Below are 20,170 nucleotides of genomic sequence, written 5' to 3' on the forward strand. Positions count from 1 at the left end.
CGAGCAGAAGCTGCGCGACTACCTCAAGCGGGCGACTGCGGACCTGCGGCAGGCCCGGCGCCGGCTGCAGGAGCTGGAGGAGAGCGGCAGCGAGCCGATCGCCATCGTCGGGATGGCCTGCCGGTTCCCCGGCGGGGTCCGCACACCCGAGGAGTTCTGGGAGCTGGTCGCGGGCGGGCGGGACGCCGTCTCGGCCTTCCCGACCGACCGTGGCTGGGACCTCGCCACCCTGCAGCACGCCGACCCCGAGCGGGCCGGGGCCAGCTACGTCCGGGCCGGTGGATTCCTGTACGAGGCCGGCGAGTTCGACGCCGGGCTGTTCGGCATCGCGCCGCGCGAGGCCGTCGCGATGGACCCGCAGCAGCGGCTGCTCCTGGAGACGGCCTGGGAGAGCCTGGAGCGGGCCGGCATCGCGCCGGACTCGGTGCGCGGCGAGCAGATCGGCACCTTCATCGGCTCCCTCGCCCCCGACTACGGCCCGCCGATGCACGCCGCCCCCGGCGAGCACGAGGGCTACCTGCTGACCGGCAACCAGCTGAGCGTGGCCAGCGGCCGGATCGCCTACAGCCTGGGCCTGGAGGGCCCGGCGGTGACCATCGACACGGCCTGCTCCTCCTCGCTGGTCGCGCTGCACCTGGCCGTCCAGTCGCTGCGGCGCGGCGAGTGCTCGATGGCGCTGGCCGGCGGTGTCACCGTGATGTCCCAGCCCGGCATCTTCGTCGACCTGGGCCGCCAGCGCGGCCTGGCCGAGGACGGCCGCTGCAAGGCCTTCGCCGCCGGGGCCGACGGCTTCGGCCCGGCGGAGGGCGTCGGCATGCTGCTCGTGGAGCGGCTGAGCGACGCGCAGCGGCTCGGGCACCGGGTGCTCGCGGTGGTGCGCGGTTCGGCGGTCAACCAGGACGGTGCGTCCAACGGCCTGACCGCGCCCAACGGCCCGTCGCAGCAGCGGATGATCCGCCGCGCCCTGCTCAACGCCGGACTGGCGGCGAGCGAGGTCGACGCGGTGGAGGCGCACGGCACCGGCACGCCGCTGGGCGACCCGATCGAGGCCCAGGCGCTGCTCGCCACGTACGGGCAGAGGCGTTCGGCTGATCAGCCGTTGCGGCTGGGGTCGGTGAAGTCCAACATCGGGCACACGGCGGCCGCCGCCGGGGTGGCCGGTGTGATCAAGATGGTGCTGGCGCTGCGGAACGGCCTGCTGCCGAAGACGCTGCACGTGGACGAGCCCTCCTCGCACGTGGACTGGGCGGCGGGCGCGGTCGAGCTGCTGACGGAGTCCGTGGCCTGGCCGGAGACCGGGCGGCCGCGCCGGGCGGGGGTGTCCTCCTTCGGGATCAGCGGGACCAACGCCCACGTGATCCTGGAGCAGGCGCCGGTCCTCGACGGCGAGCCGGCCGAGGCGGTGCCGCCGGTGGTCGAGGCCTCGGTGCTGCCGCTGGTGGTGTCCGGGCGCGGCGAGGCGGCGCTGGCCGCGCAGGTGGCGCGGTTCTCCGGGGTGGCGGGCGACAAGGCGGTCGCGGCCGCGCTGGTGCGCGGTCGGGCGGTGCTGGAGGACCGGGCCGTACTGCTCGGTGACCGGCAGCTGACCGGGCGGGCGGTCGGTGATGGTGGGGTGGTGTTGGTCTTCCCGGGGCAGGGGTCGCAGTGGGTGGGGATGGCTTCGGGGTTGCTGGCGGCTTCGCCGGTGTTCGCGGAGTCGATCGCTGCGTGTTCGGCTGCGTTGCGGCCGTTTGTGGACTGGGAGCTTGAGGAGGCGCTGGCTGATGCGGCGCTGTTGGAGCGGGTGGATGTCGTGCAGCCGGTGTTGTTCTCGGTGATGGTGTCGCTGGCGGCGTTGTGGCGTTCGATGGGTGTCACGGTGTCGGCGGTGGTGGGTCACTCGCAGGGTGAGATCGCCGCCGCTTGTGTCGCCGGGGCGTTGTCGTTGGAGGATGCGGCGCGGGTGGTTGCGTTGCGGGCGAAGGCGCTGGCGCGGGTGGCGGGTTCGGGCGGGATGGTCTCGCTGTTCGCTTCGGCTTCGGCTGCTCAGGAGCTGCTGGCCGGGTTCGAGGGCCGGGTGGGTGTCGCGGCCGTCAACGGGCCCGAGTCGGTGGTGGTTTCGGGTGAGGCCGCCGGGCTGGACGAGTTCATGGCGGTGTGTGCTGCGGCGGGTGTGGATGCCCGTCGGGTGAACGTGGACTACGCCTCGCACTCCGTTCAGATGGAGCTGCTGGAGGCGGAGATCGTCGAGGCCCTGGCCCCGATCACGGCGCTGACGCCGAGCATCCCGATGCTGTCGACGTACACCGGGGAGTGGGTCAAGCCCGGTGAGCTGGGCGCGCGTTACTGGTACGAGAACCTGCGCCACCCCGTCCGGCTCCAGCAGGCCATCACCGAGCTGGCCAAGGCCGGGCAGCGCGTCTTCGTGGAGTCCAGCCCGCACCCCGTGCTGACAGTGGGCGTGCAGGGCACCCTGGACGAGACCGGCGGCGGCCTCGCGCTCGGCACGCTGCGCCGCGACCAGGGCGGAGCGGACCAGTTCCTGGCCTCGGTGGCTGAAGCGTTCGTCAACGGCGCGACCGTGGACTGGACCCGGGTGCTCACCGACGCCGGTCACGTCGACCTGCCCACCTACCCCTTCCAGCGTGAGCGGTTCTGGCTGGACGGCGCCACCGCCGCGCCCGCTGTGAGCAGCGAGGCCGACGCCGCCGACAGCGAGTTCTGGCGGGCCGTGGAGAGCGGTGACCTGGCCGCCTTCACCGAGGCCCTGGGCGTGGACGGCGAGCAGTCGATCAGCACCCTGCTACCCGTGCTCTCCGACTGGCGGCGCGGCCGCCGCGACAACGCCGTGCTGGACTCCTGGCGCTACCGGATCGCCTGGCATCCCACCGGCGACCTGGCGGCCGCCCGCCTGGCCGGCCGCTGGCTGCTGGTCCTGCCGCAGGAGGGCGGCGCAGGCTTCCTGCCCGTCCAGGTCAAGGCCGCGCTGGCCGCGGCCGGGGCCACCGTCGTCCCGCTGCCGGTCGGCGAGGCCGCCCTCGACCGGGCTGCGCTGGCCGAACTGCTGCGCGCGGCCGCGCCGGTGGACAACGTACTCTCGCTGCTCGCGCTGGACGCCGAGCCGGCCCCCGCCGCTCCGCACCTGCTGACCGGCGTCGCCGCCACCCTGGTGCTGCTGCAGGCGCTCGGTGACGCGGGCGTGGACGTGCCGCTGTGGTGCGTCACCCGGGGCGCGGTCTCGGTCGGCGGCGGTGAGGAGATCACCGCTCCGGCTCAGCAGCAGGTCTGGGGCCTCGGCCGGACGGCCGCCCTCGAATTCCCGGACCGCTGGGGCGGGTTGGTCGACATCCCGGCCGCCTTCGACGCCCGCGCGGCCGACCGGCTGTGCGCCGTGCTGGCCCAGGAGGGTGAGGACCAGGTGGCCATCCGCGCCACCGGCCTGTTCCTGCGCCGCCTGGAGCGCGCCCCGCTCGCCGAGGCCGAGCCGGTGCGCACCTGGCAGCCGCGCGGCACCGTACTCGTCACCGGCGGTACCGGCGCGATCGGCCCGCACCTGGTGCGCTGGCTGGCCGGTGGCGGCGCCGAGCACCTGGTGCTGACCACCCGGCGCCCGGCCGACTCGCCGGAGTTCGACGAACTGCGCACTCAGACCGATGAGTTGGGAGCCCGCCTGACCATCGCCAGCTGCGACGTCGGCGACCGGGCCGAGCTGGCCGCGCTGATCGAGCGGGTCGAGGCGGACGGGCCCGAGATCCGCGCGGTGGTGCACGCCGCCGCGTACATCAAGCTCGGACCGCTGGGCGGCGTCAGCCTGCAGGAGTTCGACGACACGATGGCCTCCAAGTCCGGTACCGCGGACTACCTGGACGAGCTGCTCGACCGCGACTCGGTCGACGCGTTCGTGCTCTTCTCCTCCGTCGCCGGCCTCTGGGGCAGCGGTGACCACGGCACCTACGCCGCCGGCAACGCCTACCTGGACGCGGTGGCCGAGCGCCGCCGGGCGCGCGGCCGTTCGGCCGTCTCGATCGCCTGGGGCGTCTGGGACGGCTGCACCCCGGCGGGCGTCGACCCCGACCGCCCGGCCCGGCACGGCCTGCCGACCATCGCACCGCGCCTGGCCCTGCTCGGCATGCAGCAGGCCCTGGACCACGACGAGACCACCATCGCCCTCGCCGAGGTCGACTGGCCGCGCTTCGGCCCGATCTTCACCTCCGCCCGCCCGCGCCCACTGCTGGCCGGCATCCCCGAGCACCGCCCGGCCGCGCAGGCGGCAGCGCCGGAAGCCACCAAGGCCGCCGCCCCGGCGAGCTCCGAACTGGCCGAGCGGCTGCGGCCACTGGCCGCCCCCGAGCAGCACAAGGCCGTGCTCGACCTGGTGGTCACCGAGGCCGCCGCCGTGCTCGGCCACAAGGCCGCGGACGGCGTGCAGGCCGACCGGGCGTTCCGCGACAGCGGAATGGACTCGCTGACCTCCGTCGAGCTGCGCAACCGCCTGGCCGCCGCGACCGGCCTTCGGCTGCCCGCCGCCCTGGTGTTCAGCCACCCCACCCCGCAGGCGCTGGCCCGCCACCTGCTCACCCAGCTGCTCGGCGCCACCGCAACCACCCAGGCCACCACCGTGGTTGCGGCCACCGACGGCGAGCCGCTGGCCATCGTCGGCATGGCCTGCCGCCTCCCCGGCGGGATCGGCTCCCCGGAGGACCTCTGGCGGCTGGTCGACAGCGGCGGCGACGCGATCTCCGCCCTCCCCGACGACCGCGGCTGGGACCTCGCCGGGCTCTACGACCCGGACCCCGACCGGGACGGCACCAGCTACGTCCGCCACGGCGGATTCCTGTACGACGCCGGGAAGTTCGACGCGGGCTTCTTCGGGATCTCGCCGCGCGAGGCGGTCGCGATGGACCCGCAGCAGCGCCTGCTGCTCGAAACCTCCTGGGAGGCCGTCGAGCGGGCCGGTATCGACCCGGTCTCGCTGCGCGGCACCAAGGCCGGTGTCTTCGTCGGCATCAACTACCAGGACTACGGCAGCGGTCTGAGCGCGCTGCCCGCCGGCTCCGAGGGCCACCTGCTGACCGGCTCGGTCGCCAGCGTGGCCAGCGGCCGGGTCGCCTACACGCTGGGCCTGGAGGGCCCGGCGATCACCATGGACACCGCCTGCTCCTCCTCACTGGTCGCGCTCCACCTGGCCGGGCAGTCGCTCAACCGCGGCGAGTGCACCATGGCGCTGGTCGGCGGCGTGGCCGTGATGTACAACCCCCGTACGCTGGTGGCCTTCAGCCGGCAGCGCGGACTGGCCAAGGACGGCCGCTGCAAGGCCTTCGCGGCCGGTGCGGACGGAATGGGCCTGGCCGAGGGCGTCGGCATGCTGCTCGTGGAGCGGCTCAGCGACGCCGAGCGGCTGGGCCACCGGGTGCTCGCCGTGGTCCGGGGCAGCGCGATCAACCAGGACGGCGCCTCGAACGGCCTGGCGGCCCCGAGCGGTCCGGCGCAGGAGAAGGTCATCCGCGAGGCCCTGGCGGCGGCCGGGCTGACGGGCGACCAGGTCGACGCGGTCGAGGCCCACGGCACCGGCACCTCCCTCGGCGACCCGATCGAGGCCGAGGCCCTGCTGGCCACCTACGGCCAGGACCACGCGGCCGACCGGCCGCTGCTGCTCGGCTCGCTCAAGTCCAACATCGGCCACACCCAGGCGGCTTCGGGTGTGGCGAGCGTGATCAAGACGGTGATGGCGCTGCGCAACGGTGTACTGCCGCAGACCCTGCACGTGGACGAGCCCTCCTCGCACGTGGACTGGGCGGCGGGTGCGGTGGAGCTGCTCACGGAGCGCCGGGAGTGGCCGGAGACCGGCCGGGCGCGGCGGGCCGCCGTGTCCTCGTTCGGGATCAGCGGGACCAATGCGCACGTGATCCTGGAGCAGGCGCCGGTCTTCGAGGGTGAGCCGACCGAGCCCGCCCGACCGGTGGTCGAGCCGTCCGTGCTGCCGCTGGTGGTGTCCGGCCGTGGCGAGGCCGCGATGCGGGACCAGATCCGGCGGATCGCCGGGGTCGAGGGCGATGCGGCGGCCGTGGCGGCTGCGCTGGTGCGCGGGCGCTCGGTGTTCGACGACCGGGCGGTGCTGCTGGGTGAGGAGGAGATCACCGGGCGGGCGGTCGGTGATGGTGGGGTGGTGCTGGTCTTCCCGGGGCAGGGGGCGCAGTGGGTGGGGATGGCTTCGGGGTTGCTGGCGGCTTCGCCGGTGTTCGCGGAGTCGATCGCTGCGTGTTCGGCTGCGTTGCGGCCGTTTGTGGACTGGGAGCTTGAGGAGGCGCTTGCTGATGCGGCGCTGCTTGAGCGGGTCGATGTCGTGCAGCCGGTGTTGTTCTCGGTGATGGTGTCGCTGGCGGCGTTGTGGCGTTCGATGGGTGTCACGGTGTCGGCGGTGGTGGGTCACTCGCAGGGTGAGATCGCTGCTGCTTGTGTGGCGGGTGCGTTGTCGTTGGAGGATGCGGCGCGGGTGGTGGCGCTGCGGGCGAAGGCGCTGGCGCGGGTGGCGGGTTCGGGCGGGATGGTCTCGCTGTTCACCTCGGCCGGTAGGGCGGAGGAGCTCCTCGCGGGCTTCGAAAGCCGGGTGGGTGTCGCGGCTGTGAACGGGCCCGAGTCGGTGGTGGTCTCGGGTGAGGCCGCCGGGCTGGACGAGTTCATGGCGGTGTGTGCTGCGGCGGGTGTGGATGCCCGTCGGGTGAACGTGGACTACGCCTCGCACTCCCCTCAGATGGAGCTGCTGGAGGCCGAGATCGTCGAGGCCCTGGCCCCGATCACGGCGCTGACGCCGAGCATCCCGATGCTGTCGACCTACACCGGGGAGTGGGTCAAGCCCGGTGAGCTGGGCGCCCGTTACTGGTACGAGAACCTGCGCCACCCCGTCCGGCTGCAGCACGCGATCGCTGAGCTGGCCAAGGCCGGGCACCGCGTCTTCGTGGAGTCCAGCCCGCACCCGGTGCTCACCATCGGCGTGCAGGACACCCTGGAGGACAACGGCGTCGCCCTCGGCACGCTGCGCCGCGACCACGGCGACGCGACCCGCTTCCTGGCCTCGGTGGCTGAAGCGTTCGTCAACGGCGCGACCGTGGACTGGACCCGGGTGCTCACCGACGCCGGTCACCTCGACCTGCCCACCTACCCCTTCCAGCACGAGCACTACTGGCTGCTCGACGCCGCGACTCCCGCAGCCGAAACCGCCGCTCCCGACAGCGAGTTCTGGCAGGCCCTGGAGAGCGGGCAGCTCGCCGAGACGCTCGGTGTCGACCTGGACCGTCCGCTGAGCGAGGCGCTCCCCGCGCTGACCGCCTGGCGGCGGGAGCGGGCCGACAGCGCCGCCGTCGCCGACTGGCGCTACCGGATCGACTGGCGTCCGCTCGCCGACCCGGCCGGCCCCGCCCGGCTGACCGGTACCTGGCTGATCGTCAGCTCGCCCGCCGTGCCCGGCGCCCTGGTGCAGGACTGCGCCGTCGCGCTCGGCAAGGCGGGTGCGGAGGTGGTCGAGCGGACCGTCCAGGCCACCGACGCGGGCGCCGGGGAGTACCTCGACCTGCTGCGTTCGGCCGGCCGGATCGACGGCGTGCTCTCGCTGCTCGGCCTGGACACCGCACCGACCGCCGCGGGCACCCCGAGCGGACTGGCCGGCACCCTCACGCTGGTGCAGTCGCTCGGCGCGGCGGAGATCAGCGCGCCGCTCTGGCTGGCCACCCGGGGCGCCGTCAGCATGACGCCCGCGGCCGAGCCGACCGACCTCGCTCAGGCCCGACTCTGGGGCCTGGGCCGGGTGGTGGGTCTGGAGCACCCGGACCGCTGGGGCGGTCTGATCGACCTGCCCGAGCAGTGGGACGGCCGCGCCGCCGAGCGGCTCGGTGCCGCGCTGGCAGGCCTGGCCTGCGGCGAGGGCACCGAGGACCAGCTCGCGATCCGCCCGTCCGGCCTGCACGTGCGCCGGCTGAACCGCGCCCCGCAGCCGGTGGCCGCCGGCAACGCGCCGTGGCGCCCGCACGGCACCGTGCTGGTCACCGGCGGTACCGGCGGGATCGGCGGTCACGTCGCGCGCTGGCTGGCCACCGCCGGGGCCGAGCACCTGGTGCTGGTCAGCCGCCGCGGCCCCGAGGCGCCCGGCGCCGAGGCGCTGGGGGCGGAGCTGCGCGGGCTCGGTGCCAAGGTGACGATCGCCGCCTGCGAGGTGGCCGACCGGGCCGCGCTGCGCGCCCTGGTGGGCGCGGTGGCGGCCGACGGCGGCGAGCCCGTCCGGGCCGTCTTCCACGCGGCCGGCGCCGGGTGGACCGCCACCCTGGACGAGACGACGCCCGAGCTCCTGGCCGACTCCGCCACCGCCAAGGTGGCCGCCACCCTCGCCATCGAGGCGGAGCTCGGCGAGCAGCTCGAAGCCTTCGTGCTGTTCTCCTCCAACGCCGCCGTCTGGGGCAGCACCGGGCTCGGCGCCTACGCCGCCGCCAACGCCTACCTGGACGCCTTCGCGGAGGACCGCGCCCGGCGCGGGCTGCCGGTGACCTCGGTCGCCTGGGGCCTGTGGGACGGGCCGGGCATGGCCGACGGCGCGGCGACCGAGCGGATGGTGCGCCGGGGCATCCGGCCGATGGCTCCCACCCGGGCCGTCGCCGCGCTCAAGCAGGCCCTCGAGCAGGGCGAGACGCTGCTCGCGGTGGCGGACCTGGACTGGCCGAGGTTCCACGCGGCCTTCGCCGCCAGCCGCACGCGTCCGCTGGTGGCCGACCTCGCCGAGGTGCGGCAGCTGCTCACGGCTGCCGCCGCCGAGGCGCCCGAGCAGAGCGCCGACCAGGCTTCGGCCTACCCGGCCTCGCTCGCCACCGTCCCGGCCGCCGAGCGGCTGCGGGCGCTGGTGGACCTGGTCCGCACCCAGGCGGCGGCCGTCCTGCGGTTCGACTCCCCGGCCGCCGTACCGGCCGAGCGGGCGTTCCGGGAGCTGGGCTTCGACTCGATCATGGCGGTCGAGGTGCGCACCCGGCTGGCGAAGGCCACCGGGCGGCGGCTGCCGGCCACGCTGATCTTCGACCACCCGACCCCGCAGCTGCTCGCCCAGCACCTGGCCGAGCAGCTCTTCCCCGGCAGCGCTGCGCCCACGCCCGCCGACCCGGCCGAGGCGGCGATCCGGGAGCTGCTCGCCGGCATCCCGCTGCAGCGCCTGCGCGAGGCCGGCCTGGAGCAGAGCCTGCTCCGCCTGGCCGCCGAGCCGGAGACCCCGGCCACCCCGGCCGCCGACCTGGCCGACACCCCCGACATCGACGCGCTAGACGCGGAGAGCCTGATCCGTATGGCCCTCGACCCGTCCGACTCCTGAGATCGACGCACCAGCGGAGTTCACGATGACCACCTCCACCGAACAGCTCCTCGACGCGCTGCGCGCCTCGCTCAAGGAGACGGAGCGCCTGCGGCAGCAGAACCGCAGCCTGACCGACGCCGCCCACGAGCCGATCGCGATCGTCGGGATGGCCTGCCGCTACCCCGGCGGGGTGCGCTCGCCCGAGGACCTCTGGGAGCTGGTCGAGGCCGGTACCGACGCGGTCTCCACCCTGCCCACGGACCGGGGGTGGGACATCGACAAGCTCTACGACCCGGACCCGGACAAGCCCGGCACCTTCTACTCGAACCAGGGCGGATTCCTCTACGACGCCGGGGAGTTCGACGCGGGCTTCTTCGGCATCTCGCCGCGCGAGGCCCTCGCGATGGACCCGCAGCAGCGCCTGCTCCTCGAGACCTCCTGGGAGGCGATCGAGCGGGCCGGTCTTGACGCGGCCACCCTGCGCGGCACCCGGGCCGGGGTCTTCGTCGGCACCGCGTTCCAGGGCTACGGCGGCGGCGGGCACCAGCCGCTGCCGGACGGGGTCGAGGGGTACCTGCTGACCGGCACGATCAGCAGCGTCGCCTCCGGCCGGATCGCCTACACCCTCGGCCTGGAGGGCCCGGCGGTCACCGTCGACACGGCCTGCTCCTCCTCCTCGGTCGCGATGCACATGGCCGTGCAGAGCCTGCGCGGCGGCGAGTGCTCGCTCGCCCTGGCGGGCGGCGCGGCGATCTCCGCCACGCCCTGGGCCTTCGTGGAGTTCGCCCGGCAGGGCGGGCTGGCCAAGGACGGCCGCTGCAAGCCGTTCGCGGCCGCCGCCGACGGCATCGCCTGGGCGGACGGCGTCGGCATGCTGGTGCTGGAGCGGCTGAGTGACGCCAAGCGCCTGGGCCACCAGGTGCTGGCCGTGATCCGGGGCACCGCGATCAACCAGGACGGCGCCAGCAATGGCCTCTCCGCCCCGAACGGCCCCTCCCAGCAGCGGGTGATCCGCCAGGCCCTGGCCGACGCCGGGCTCAGCAGCGCCGACGTGGACGCCGTCGAGGCACACGGCACCGGCACCTCGCTCGGCGACCCGATCGAGGCCCAGGCGCTGCTCGCCACCTACGGCCAGGGCCGGCCCGCGGACCGGCCGCTGCGGCTCGGCTCGCTGAAGTCCAACATCGGTCACAGCCAGACGGCTTCGGGCGTCGGCGGCGTCATCAAGTCGGTGCTGGCCATGCGGCACGGCGTGCTGCCCAAGACCCTGCACGTGGACGCACCCTCCCCGAACGTGGACTGGACGGCCGGCGCGGTCGAGCTGCTCACCGAGCGGCTGGCCTGGCCGGAGACCGAGCGGCCGCGCCGGATCGGCGTCTCCTCCTTCGGCGTCAGCGGCACCAACGTGCACCTGATCCTGGAACAGGCCCCGGCGGCCGAGCCGGTGGCGGCGGACGCCCCGGCCCTGCCGCTGCTGCCCTGGGTCGTCTCCGGGCGCGGCGAGGAGGCGCTGCGGGCCCAGGCCGAGCGGCTGGCGGCCTTCGCCGCCGACCCGGGCCGCGACCTCGCGGCGATCGGCGCCGCCCTGGTGCGCGGCCGGACGGTCTTCGAGGACCGGGCCGTGGTGCTGGGCGCCACCCGGGCGGAGCTGCTCGCCGGACTGGCCGAGGTGGCCGCCGGGGGCGGGCTGACCGGCCGGGCCCAGGGCGACGGCGGCGCGGTGCTGGTCTTCCCCGAGCTGGGAACCGTCGCTCCGAGCGGAGAACTCGCCGCCGCCTTCCCGGCGTTCGCGCAGGCCCTGGCGGCGGCCGAGGCCGAGCTGGCCCCGTACGGACTGGGCGCGGTGGCCGAGGCGTTCGCGGTGCAGTACGCGCTGGCCGCCCTCTGGCTCTCACTGGGCCTGCGGCCCTCCGCCGTGCTCGGGCACGGCAGTGGCGAGCTGGTCGCGGCCTGTGTGGCGGGTGCGCTGCCGGTGCCGGAGGCAGCCAAGGTGCTGGCCGGGCACGGCAGTTCCGCCGCTTCGGCAGTGCCGGAGATTCCGCTGCTCTCCACCCGGACCGGCCGCTGGGTCGGCGCCGGGGAGCTGGACGCCGCGTACTGGAGCGGTCCGGTGGAACTCGCCGGTGCAGAGGAGACCCTGACCGAGGCCGGCCACCGGGTCTTCCTGCGCTGCGAGACGCAGCCGCAGGAGCCGGTCCGCGGCTTCCTGGCCGCCGCCGCCGAGGCGCTGGTGGACGGCGTCGCGCTCGACCTCGCGCCGCTGTTCGGCCGCACCGGGCCCGTCGACCTGCCGACCTACGCCTTCCAGCGCGAGCACTACTGGCTGGAGCCCGTCCCCGACACCGAGCGCGACGCCACGGGCCTGGGCCTGGGCAGTGTCGAACACCCCCTGCTGGGCGCCGCCGTGGCGCTGGCGGACGGCGACGGGCTGGTGCTCAGCGGCCGGCTCTCGCTCGCCACCCACTCCTGGCTCGCCGACCACGCCGTGGGCGGCACGCCGCTGCTGCCCGGCACCGCCTTCGTCGAGCTCGCGCTCCGGGCCGGTGACCAGGCAGGCTGCGAGCTGGTCGAGGAACTGACCCTGCACGCCCCGCTGGCGCTGGTCGGCACCGGCGGCACCCGCCTGCAGGTCCGGGTCAGCACGCCGGACTCGGCGGGCCGCCGTACATTGACCGTCCACTCCCAGGCCGAGACCGAGGACGACGCCCCCTGGGTGCTGCACGCCACCGGCACCCTGTCGGCCGACGAGGCACCGAGGACCGCCGCCGACCTGACGGCCTGGCCGCCGCCGGGCGCCGAGCCGGTCGAGGTCACCCACCTGTACGACCGGCTGGCCGAGCGCGGCTACGGCTACGGCCCGGTCTTCCGGGGCCTGCAGGGGGCCTGGCGGCGCGGCGACGAGGTGTTCGCCACCATTGCCCTGCCCGCCGACCAGCAGTCCACCGCCGCCGGGTACGGCGTGCACCCGGCGCTGCTCGACGCCGCCCTGCACGCGGCGGGCTTGGCCGGTCTGCTGGACGACGGTCGGACCACCACCCGCCTGCCGTTCGCCTGGACGGGCGTCAGCCTGGCCGCCGGTGGCGCGGGCGGCCTGCGGGTGCGCCTGGCCGCCGCCGGGCCCGACGCGATCACGCTGGACGTCGCCGACTCCACCGGCGCGCCGGTCGCCTCGGTGGAGCAGCTGGTGTTCCGGGCCATCGACCCCGCCCAGCTGGCCGCCGCCCGTACCAAGCCGGTCGATTCGCTGCACCTGGTGGAGTGGCAGCCGCTGGCGGCCGTGGCGGCCGGGGCGGCCGGGGCCGGCGCGTGGGCGGTGCTGGGGGAGGAGACGGCCGCCTTCGCCGAGCCGCTCGGGCTGCCCTCGCACGCGGGCGGTGCTCCCGAGGTGCTGCTGGCCGCCTGTCGCTCGCGTGGCGGTGAGGCCCCGGCCGCGGCGCGCGAACTGCTGGTGCGCACCCTGGAGTCGGTGCAGGGCTTCCTCTCCGACGACACCCTGGCAGGCACCCGCCTGGTGCTGCTCACCGAGGGCGCGGTCGCGACCGAGGACGGCGCGGCGGGCGATCCGGTGGCCGCCGCCGTCTGGGGCCTGCTGCGCAGTGCCCAGGCGGAGAACCCGGACCGGCTCACCCTGCTCGACAGCGACGCCACCCCCGCCTCCTGGGCCGCGCTGCCCGGCGCGCTGGCCGCCGCCCTCGCGGCGGGCGAGCCGCAGCTGGCGCTGCGGGCCGGGCAGGCGCTGGTACCCCGGCTCGCCAAGGCGGGCGCCGAGCTGCCGCTCGCGGTCCCCGCCGAGGGCCCCTGGCGGCTCACCGCCGACGGCTCCGGCACCCTGGCCGCGCTCACCACCGAGCCGTGGCCGGCCGCCGAGGCGCCGCTGCGCGAGGGCCAGGTCCGGGTCGCGATGCGGGCCTGTGGCGTGAACTTCCGCGATGTGCTGATCACGCTGGGGATGTACCCGGACAAGGCGCTACTGGGCAGCGAGGGCGCCGGTGTGGTGCTCGAAGTCGGCCCCGGAGTCACGGACTTCGCGCCCGGTGACCGGGTGATGGGCATGTTCACCGGCGGCTTCGGCCCGCTGGCCGTCACCGACCGGCACTGGCTGGTCCGCATCCCCGAGCGGTGGACCTTCGCGGACGGCGCCGCCATGCCGGTCGCCTTCCTGACCGCCTGGTACGGCCTGGTCGACCTGGCCGGTCTGCTGGCCGGCGAGGCCGTGCTGGTGCACGCCGCCGCCGGTGGCGTCGGCATGGCCGCCGTCCGGATCGCCCGCCACCTGGGCGCCGAGGTGTACGCCACCGCCAGCCCCGGCAAGTGGCAGGCGCTGCGCGAACTCGGCCTGGACGACGCCCACATAGCCTCCTCCCGGGACACCGCCTTCGCCGACCGCTGGCTCGCCGCCACCGGCGGGCGCGGCGTGGACGTGGTGCTCAACTCGCTGGCGTACGAGTTCACCGATGCCTCGCTGCGGCTGCTGCCGCGCGGCGGCCGCTTCATCGAGCTCGGCAAGACGGACGTCCGCGCCCCCGAGGAGGTGGCCGCGCAGCACCCGGGCGTGCGCTACCAGGCCTTCCAGACCGGCGAGGCCGGGGACGCGCGGACGCGTTCGATGCTGGACGAGCTGACCGCGCTCTTCGACTCCGGCGCGCTGGCCCCGCTGCCCACCCGGGTCTGGGACCTGCGCCGCGCCCCCGACGCCTTCCGCTTCGTCAGCCAGGCCAAGCACATCGGCAAGGTGGTGCTGACGGTCAGTCATGAGATCGACCCGACGGGCACGGTGCTGGTCACCGGTGCCACCGGGACACTGGGCGGGCTGATGGCCCGCCACCTGGTCGCCGAGCACGGCGTTCGGCACCTGCTGCTGGTCAGCCGCCGGGGCGCCGAGGCGCCCGGCGCCGCCGAACTGAGCGAGGAACTGACCGCCGCCGGAGCCGAGGTGACCCTCGCCTCCTGCGACGTCGGCGACCGCGAGCGGCTGGCAGCTCTGCTGGCCGGGCTCGCGCGCCCGCTGACCGCCGTGGTGCACACGGCCGGGCTGGTCGAGGACGGCGTGCTGGCCGCGCTCACCCCCGAGCGGTTCGAGCAGGTGCTGCGGGCCAAGTCGGACGCCGCCTGGCACCTGCACGAGCTGACCCGGCACCTGGATCTGTCGGCCTTCGTCCTGTTCTCCTCGCTGGCCGGCACCCTGGGCAGCGCCGGACAGGCCAACTACGCCGCCGCCAACGCCTTCCTGGACGGCCTGGCCCAGCTGCGCCACACCCAGGGCCTGCCCGCCACCTCGCTGGCCTGGGGTCTGTGGGCCGAGCGCAGCGGCCTGACCGGCGACCTGGGCGCCGCCGACCTGGAGCGGATAGCGCGCGGCGGCATCCGCCCGCTCGGCTCCGCCGACGGCACCCGGCTGCTGGACGCCGCGCTGTCCCTGGACCAACCACTGCTCGTACCGGTCAAGTTGGAGACCGCGGCGCTGCGTGGCCAGGCTGGGGCAGGCACCCTGCCCGCGCTGCTGCGTGACCTGGTCAAGGCCCCCGCCCGGCGCGAGCGGGCCACCGCCGAGCAGGGCGGCGGCTCGGACCTCGCGTCGCGGCTGGCCGCCGCGCCCGAGGGGGAGCGGCACGGGCTGCTGCTCGACCTGGTCGGCAGCCACGCCACCACCGTGCTCGGCCACCGCGAGGGCACGGCCGTCGACCCCGAACGGGCCTTCCGCGAGCTCGGGTTCGACTCGCTGACCGCCGTCGAGCTGCGCAACCGGCTGACCGCCGCGACCGGCCTGCGGCTCTCGCCGACCCTGGTCTTCGACCACCCCACCCCGAACCGGCTGGCCGCCCACCTCGCCGAGGGCCTGCTGGGCGCGGTGGTCGCGGCCCCGGTCGCGGCCGAGGCGGCCGCCGCCGGGGCCGGGACGGAGACCGACCCGATCGCGATCATCGCGATGAGCTGCCGGCTGCCCGGCGGGCTGCACACCCCCGAGCAGTTCTGGGAGCTGCTCAGCGAGGGCGGCGAGGCGATCTCCGGCCTGCCCACCGACCGCGGCTGGGACTTGGACAACCTCTACGACCCCGATCCGGACAAGCCCGGCCGCACCTACGTCCAGCAGGGCGGATTCCTGCACGACGCGGCCGAGTTCGACGCGGGCTTCTTCGGCATCTCGCCGCGCGAGGCCCTCGCCATGGACCCGCAGCAGCGGCTGCTGCTCGAGACCTCCTGGGAGGCCTTCGAACGCGCCGGGCTCGACCCGGCCGGCCTGCGCGGCAGCCGGACCGCCGTCTTCGTCGGCGCCGCGCAGGCCGGCTACGGCGGCGCGGGCCTGCACGAAGCACCGGAGGGCCTCGAGGGCCACCTGCTGACCGGCAGCGCCGCGAGCGTGGCCAGCGGCCGGATCTCCTACACCTTCGGCCTGGAGGGCCAGGCCCTCACCATCGACACCGCCTGCTCCTCCTCGCTGGTGGCCCTGCACCTGGCCGTGCAGGCGCTGCGCCGGGGCGAGTGCACCATGGCCCTGGCGGGCGGTGCGGCGATCATGCCGGGCCCCGGCGGGCTGGTCGCCTTCAGCCGCCAGCACGGGCTGGCGGCTGAAGGCCGCTGCAAGGCCTTCGCGGCCGGGGCGGACGGGATGGCGATGGCCGAGGGCGTGGGAATGCTGCTGGTCGAGCGGCTCAGCGAGGCCGAGCGGCTGGGCCACCCCGTGCTCGCCGTGGTCCGGGGCACGGCCGTCAACCAGGACGGCGCCTCCAACGGCCTGACCGCCCCGAACGGCCCCGCGCAGCAGCGGGTGATCCAGCAGGCGCTGGCCGACGGCGATCTGACGGCCGACCAGGTCGACGCGGTGGAGGCGCACGGCACCGGCACGCCGCTGGGCGACCCGATCGAGGCCCAGGCGCTGCTGGCCACCTACGGACAGCGCTCCTCGGAGCGGCCGCTGCTGGTCGGTTCGGTGAAGTCCAACTTCGGGCACACCCAGGCCACCGCCGGGGTGGCGGGCGTCATCAAGACGGTCCTGGCCCTGCGGCACGGCACCCTGCCGCGCACCCTGCACGTGGCCGAGCCGACCTCGCACGTGGACTGGACGGCGGGCGCGGTCGAGCTGCTGACCGAGTCGGTGGCCTGGCCGGAGACCGGCCGCCCGCGCCGCGCCGGCGTGTCCTCCTTCGGTATCAGCGGCACCAACGCGCACGTGATCCTGGAGCAGGCGCCGGCCGAGGTGGCGGTGACAGCCGCTGCGGCGACCGCCGAACTGCCCGCCACCGCGCGGGCGCTGCGCGAGGCGCGCGGCCTGCCCCCCGTCCTGGTGTCGGCGGCCGAGCCGGAGGCGTTGGCGGGCCAGGCGGCCAGGCTGCGCGAGCGGCTGGCCACGGCGGACCCGTGGGACGTGGCGCTGTCGCTGACCGCCACCCGGGCGGCCCTGCCGCACCGGGCCGCCGTCACCGCCCGGGACCACGCGGGGCTAGAGCGCGCGCTGGCGGAGCTGGCCGAGGGCCGTACCCCGGCGGAGGCCGTGCTCGGCGAGGCCGCGCCCGGCAAGCTCGCCTTCCTGTTCTCCGGCCAGGGCAGCCAACGGGCCGCCATGGGGCGGGAGTTGTACGCCGCCTGGCCGGTCTTCGCCAAGGCGCTGGACACCGTCTGCGCCCGGCTCGACCGCAGCCTTGGGCGCTCTCTGCGCGAGGTGCTGTTCGCCCCGCAGGGCAGCCCCGAGGCCGCGCTGCTCGACCGCACCGCCTACACCCAGGCCGCACTGTTCGCCCTGGAGACCGCGCTGCTGCGGCTGTTCGGCTCCTGGGGCATCGCGCCCGACCTGGTCGCCGGGCACTCCGTCGGCGGCATCACCGCCGCGTACGCCGCCGGGCTCTGGTCGCTGCCGGACGCCTGCGCGCTGGTCGCCGCCCGGGGCCGCCTGATGCAGGAACTGCCCACCGGCGGCGCCATGCTGGCCGTCGAGGCGGACGAGGAGGAGGCGCTGGCCGCGCTCGCCGGGTACACCGGCCGGGCGGGAATCGCCGCGCTCAACGGCCCGCGCGCCACCGTGCTCTCCGGTGAGGAGGCGGCGATCGAGGCGATGGCCGCGCACTGGCGGGCCCAGGGCCGCCGGGTCAACCGGCTGGCCGTCAGCCACGCCTTCCACTCCGCGCTGATGGACCCGATGCTGGAGGAGTTCCGCAAGGTCGCCGAGCGGATCAGCTACGCCACCCCGCGCATCCCGGTGGTCTCCGACCTCACCGGCGAGCTGGCCGACCCTGCCGAGCTGTGCGACCCCGAGTACTGGGTGCGGCACGTCCGCCACACCGTCCGGTTCGGCGACGCCGTCCGCACCCTGCAGCGCCAGGGCGCCCACACCCTGCTCGAACTCGGCCCGGACGGTGTGCTCGCCGCCCTCGCCGACCGCACGCTGGACGGCGCCGCCGAGGCGATCCCCGCCCTGCGCGGCGGCCAGCCCGCCACCAAGGCCGTCACCGTGGCGCTCGGCCGGCTCCAGGTGCGCGGGGTCAACCCCGACTGGGCGGCGTACTACGAGGGCACCGGTGCGCGGCCGGTCGACCTGCCCACGTACGCCTTCCGGCGCACCCACTACTGGCTGGCGGCCCCCGCACGGGCCGAACTCCCCGGTGGCGAGACGCCGTTCTGGGCCGCCGTCGAAGCCGACGGCCTGGCCGACCTGCTCGGCGTCGACCCCGCCCAGCCGCTGCACGACGTACTGCCCGCACTCGCCCGCTGGCGCCGCGAGCAGCGCGGGGCGGCGGCGCTGGACGGCTGGCGCTACCGTTCGGTCTGGCGCACCGTCACCCCCGGGGCCGGTCGACTGGAGGGCCGTTGGGTGCTGATCGGTGCAGCCGACGACTCTGCCGAGGCCGAGGCCGAGGCGGCGCTGCGGGCAGCCGGGGCCGAGGTCACCACCGTGACCTGCGGGGAGCCGGGCCGCGAGGCGCTCGCCGGGCTGCTGCGCGGCGCCGGGGCCGAGCAGGCCACCGGGGTGGTCTCGCTGCTCGCGCTCCAGGCCGACTCACAGCAGACCGCACTGCCTGCGCCCGTCGCGGCCACCCTCGCGCTGCTGCAGGCCTTCGGTGAACTGGAGGGCGAGGCCCGGCTCTGGCTGCTCAGCCGGGGCACCCACCGGGTCGAGCCCGGCGACGGGCCGCTCGACCCCTGGCAGGCCCAGGTCTGGTCGCTCGGCCGCTCGCTCGGTCTGGAGGCGCCGCAGCGGCTCGGAGGCCTGATCGAGCTGCCGGCAACCGGTGGCTTCGAACAGCTGGCCGCCGCCCTCACCTCCGGTGAGGAGCGGATCGCGCTGCGCCCGGGCACCCTCCGGGCCGAGCGGCTGGTCCGGGCCCCGCACCGGGCGGGCAGCGGCCGGACACCCACCGGCACCGTGCTGATCACCGGCGGCACCGGCGGCATCGGGGCCCGGGTGGCCCGCTGGCTGGCCGCCGCCGGGGCCGGGCACCTGGTGCTGGTCTCCCGCCGGGGCGCCGAGGCACCAGGGGCGCGGGAGCTGGCCGCCGAACTGGAGAGCGCGGGCAGCAGGGTCACCCTGGCCGCCTGCGACGTGGCCGACCGGGCCGAAGTGGCCGCACTGATCACCCGGGTGGAGGCCGGGGGCGGTCCGATCACCGACGTGCTGCACGCCGCCGGGCTCGGCCACAGCGCCCCGCTGGCCGAGCTCACCGCCGGGGAGCTGGCCCGGCTCAACGCCGTCAAGGCGCTGGCCGCCCAGCACCTGGACGAACTGCTCGGCGAGCAGTTGGAGAGCTTCGTGCTGTTCTCCTCGATCTCCGCCGTCTGGGGGAGCGGCGGGCTGGCCGGCTACGGCGCGTCCAACGCCTTCCTGGACACCTTCGCCGAGGAGCGCCGCCGCCGGGGCCGGGCCGCCACCAGCATCGCCTGGGGCCTGTGGGCCGGGCCGGGCATGGGCACCGAGGCGGCCGAGGAGCTGGCCCGGCACGGCCTGCGGCCGATGGACCCGGACCAGGCCGTGCTCGCCCTCGGCCAGGCACTGGGCCAGGACGAGACCAGGCTGACGGTGGCCGACGTGGACTGGGCGGCTTTCCTTCCCGTCTTCACCGCGCTGCGGCCCTGCCCGCTGCTCGCCGAGCTCGCGCCGGCCACCGAGACGCCGGCCGCCGAGCCCCGGGCCGACCTCTTCGCCGGGCTCTCCCCGGCCGAGCGCCGATCGGCCCTGCTCGATCTGGTGCTCGCCCAGACGGCCGCCGCGCTCGGCCACGACGGGGCCGGGCAGGTCAAGCCGAACCAGCCGTTCCAGGCGCTCGGTTCGGACTCGGTGACCGCGATCGACCTGCGCAGGCGGCTCACCGCCGAGACCGGACTGGAGCTGCCGCCGACCCTGGTCTTCGACTACCCGACCCCGGCCGACCTGGCCGCCCACCTGGCCGACCGGCTGGCCCTGGACGAGCCCGACGCGGCCCGTGACGCACTGGCCGGACTCGACCGCCTCGAGGCCTCGGTGGCCGGCCTGACCGCGCAGGACGCGCCGACCCGCAGCTCGCTGGCGACCCGGCTGCGCACCCTGCTCGCCCACCTCGACCCGCCGACCGCCGAGCCGCTCCGGGGCGCGGCGGAGCAGCCCGACGAGGACGTCTCCGACGCCTCCGCCGAGGAACTGCTGGCGCTGATCGAGAGCGAGTTCGGCCGGTCCTGACGGACCGCCGGCAGAGCTGGGGTTGGGCCCTCGCTTACGGATCACGCCGGGCGGGCGCCGCCGGGGCACGCACCCCAACGACGCCCGCTCATCCGACGTGATCCGTAAGCGAGGGCCCGGGCGCTGGGAGGCGGTTTCTAGGGGTCGTTGCAACACGTGGTCGGTTGTCTAGGCCGCGAGGAGTTTAGCCAGACGCTCGGCTGGGGTTTCCCAGCCGAGCGTTT

Annotated in this window: 2 pseudogenes; both read left to right on the forward strand. The window is 75.7% G+C overall.

The features are described 5' to 3' along the window. Positions 1–10 precede the first annotated feature (10 nt). Positions 11–9,082 (forward strand): annotated as a pseudogene (locus tag ABT095_RS27955) (type I polyketide synthase); the annotation flags it as partial. 292 nt (positions 9,083–9,374) lie between these two features. Further along, positions 9,375–19,676 (forward strand): annotated as a pseudogene (locus tag ABT095_RS27960) (type I polyketide synthase); the annotation flags it as partial. Positions 19,677–20,170: the final 494 nt, after the last annotated feature.

Source organism: Kitasatospora sp. NPDC002227, from assembly GCF_040296285.1.
GTDB lineage: Bacteria > Actinomycetota > Actinomycetes > Streptomycetales > Streptomycetaceae > Kitasatospora.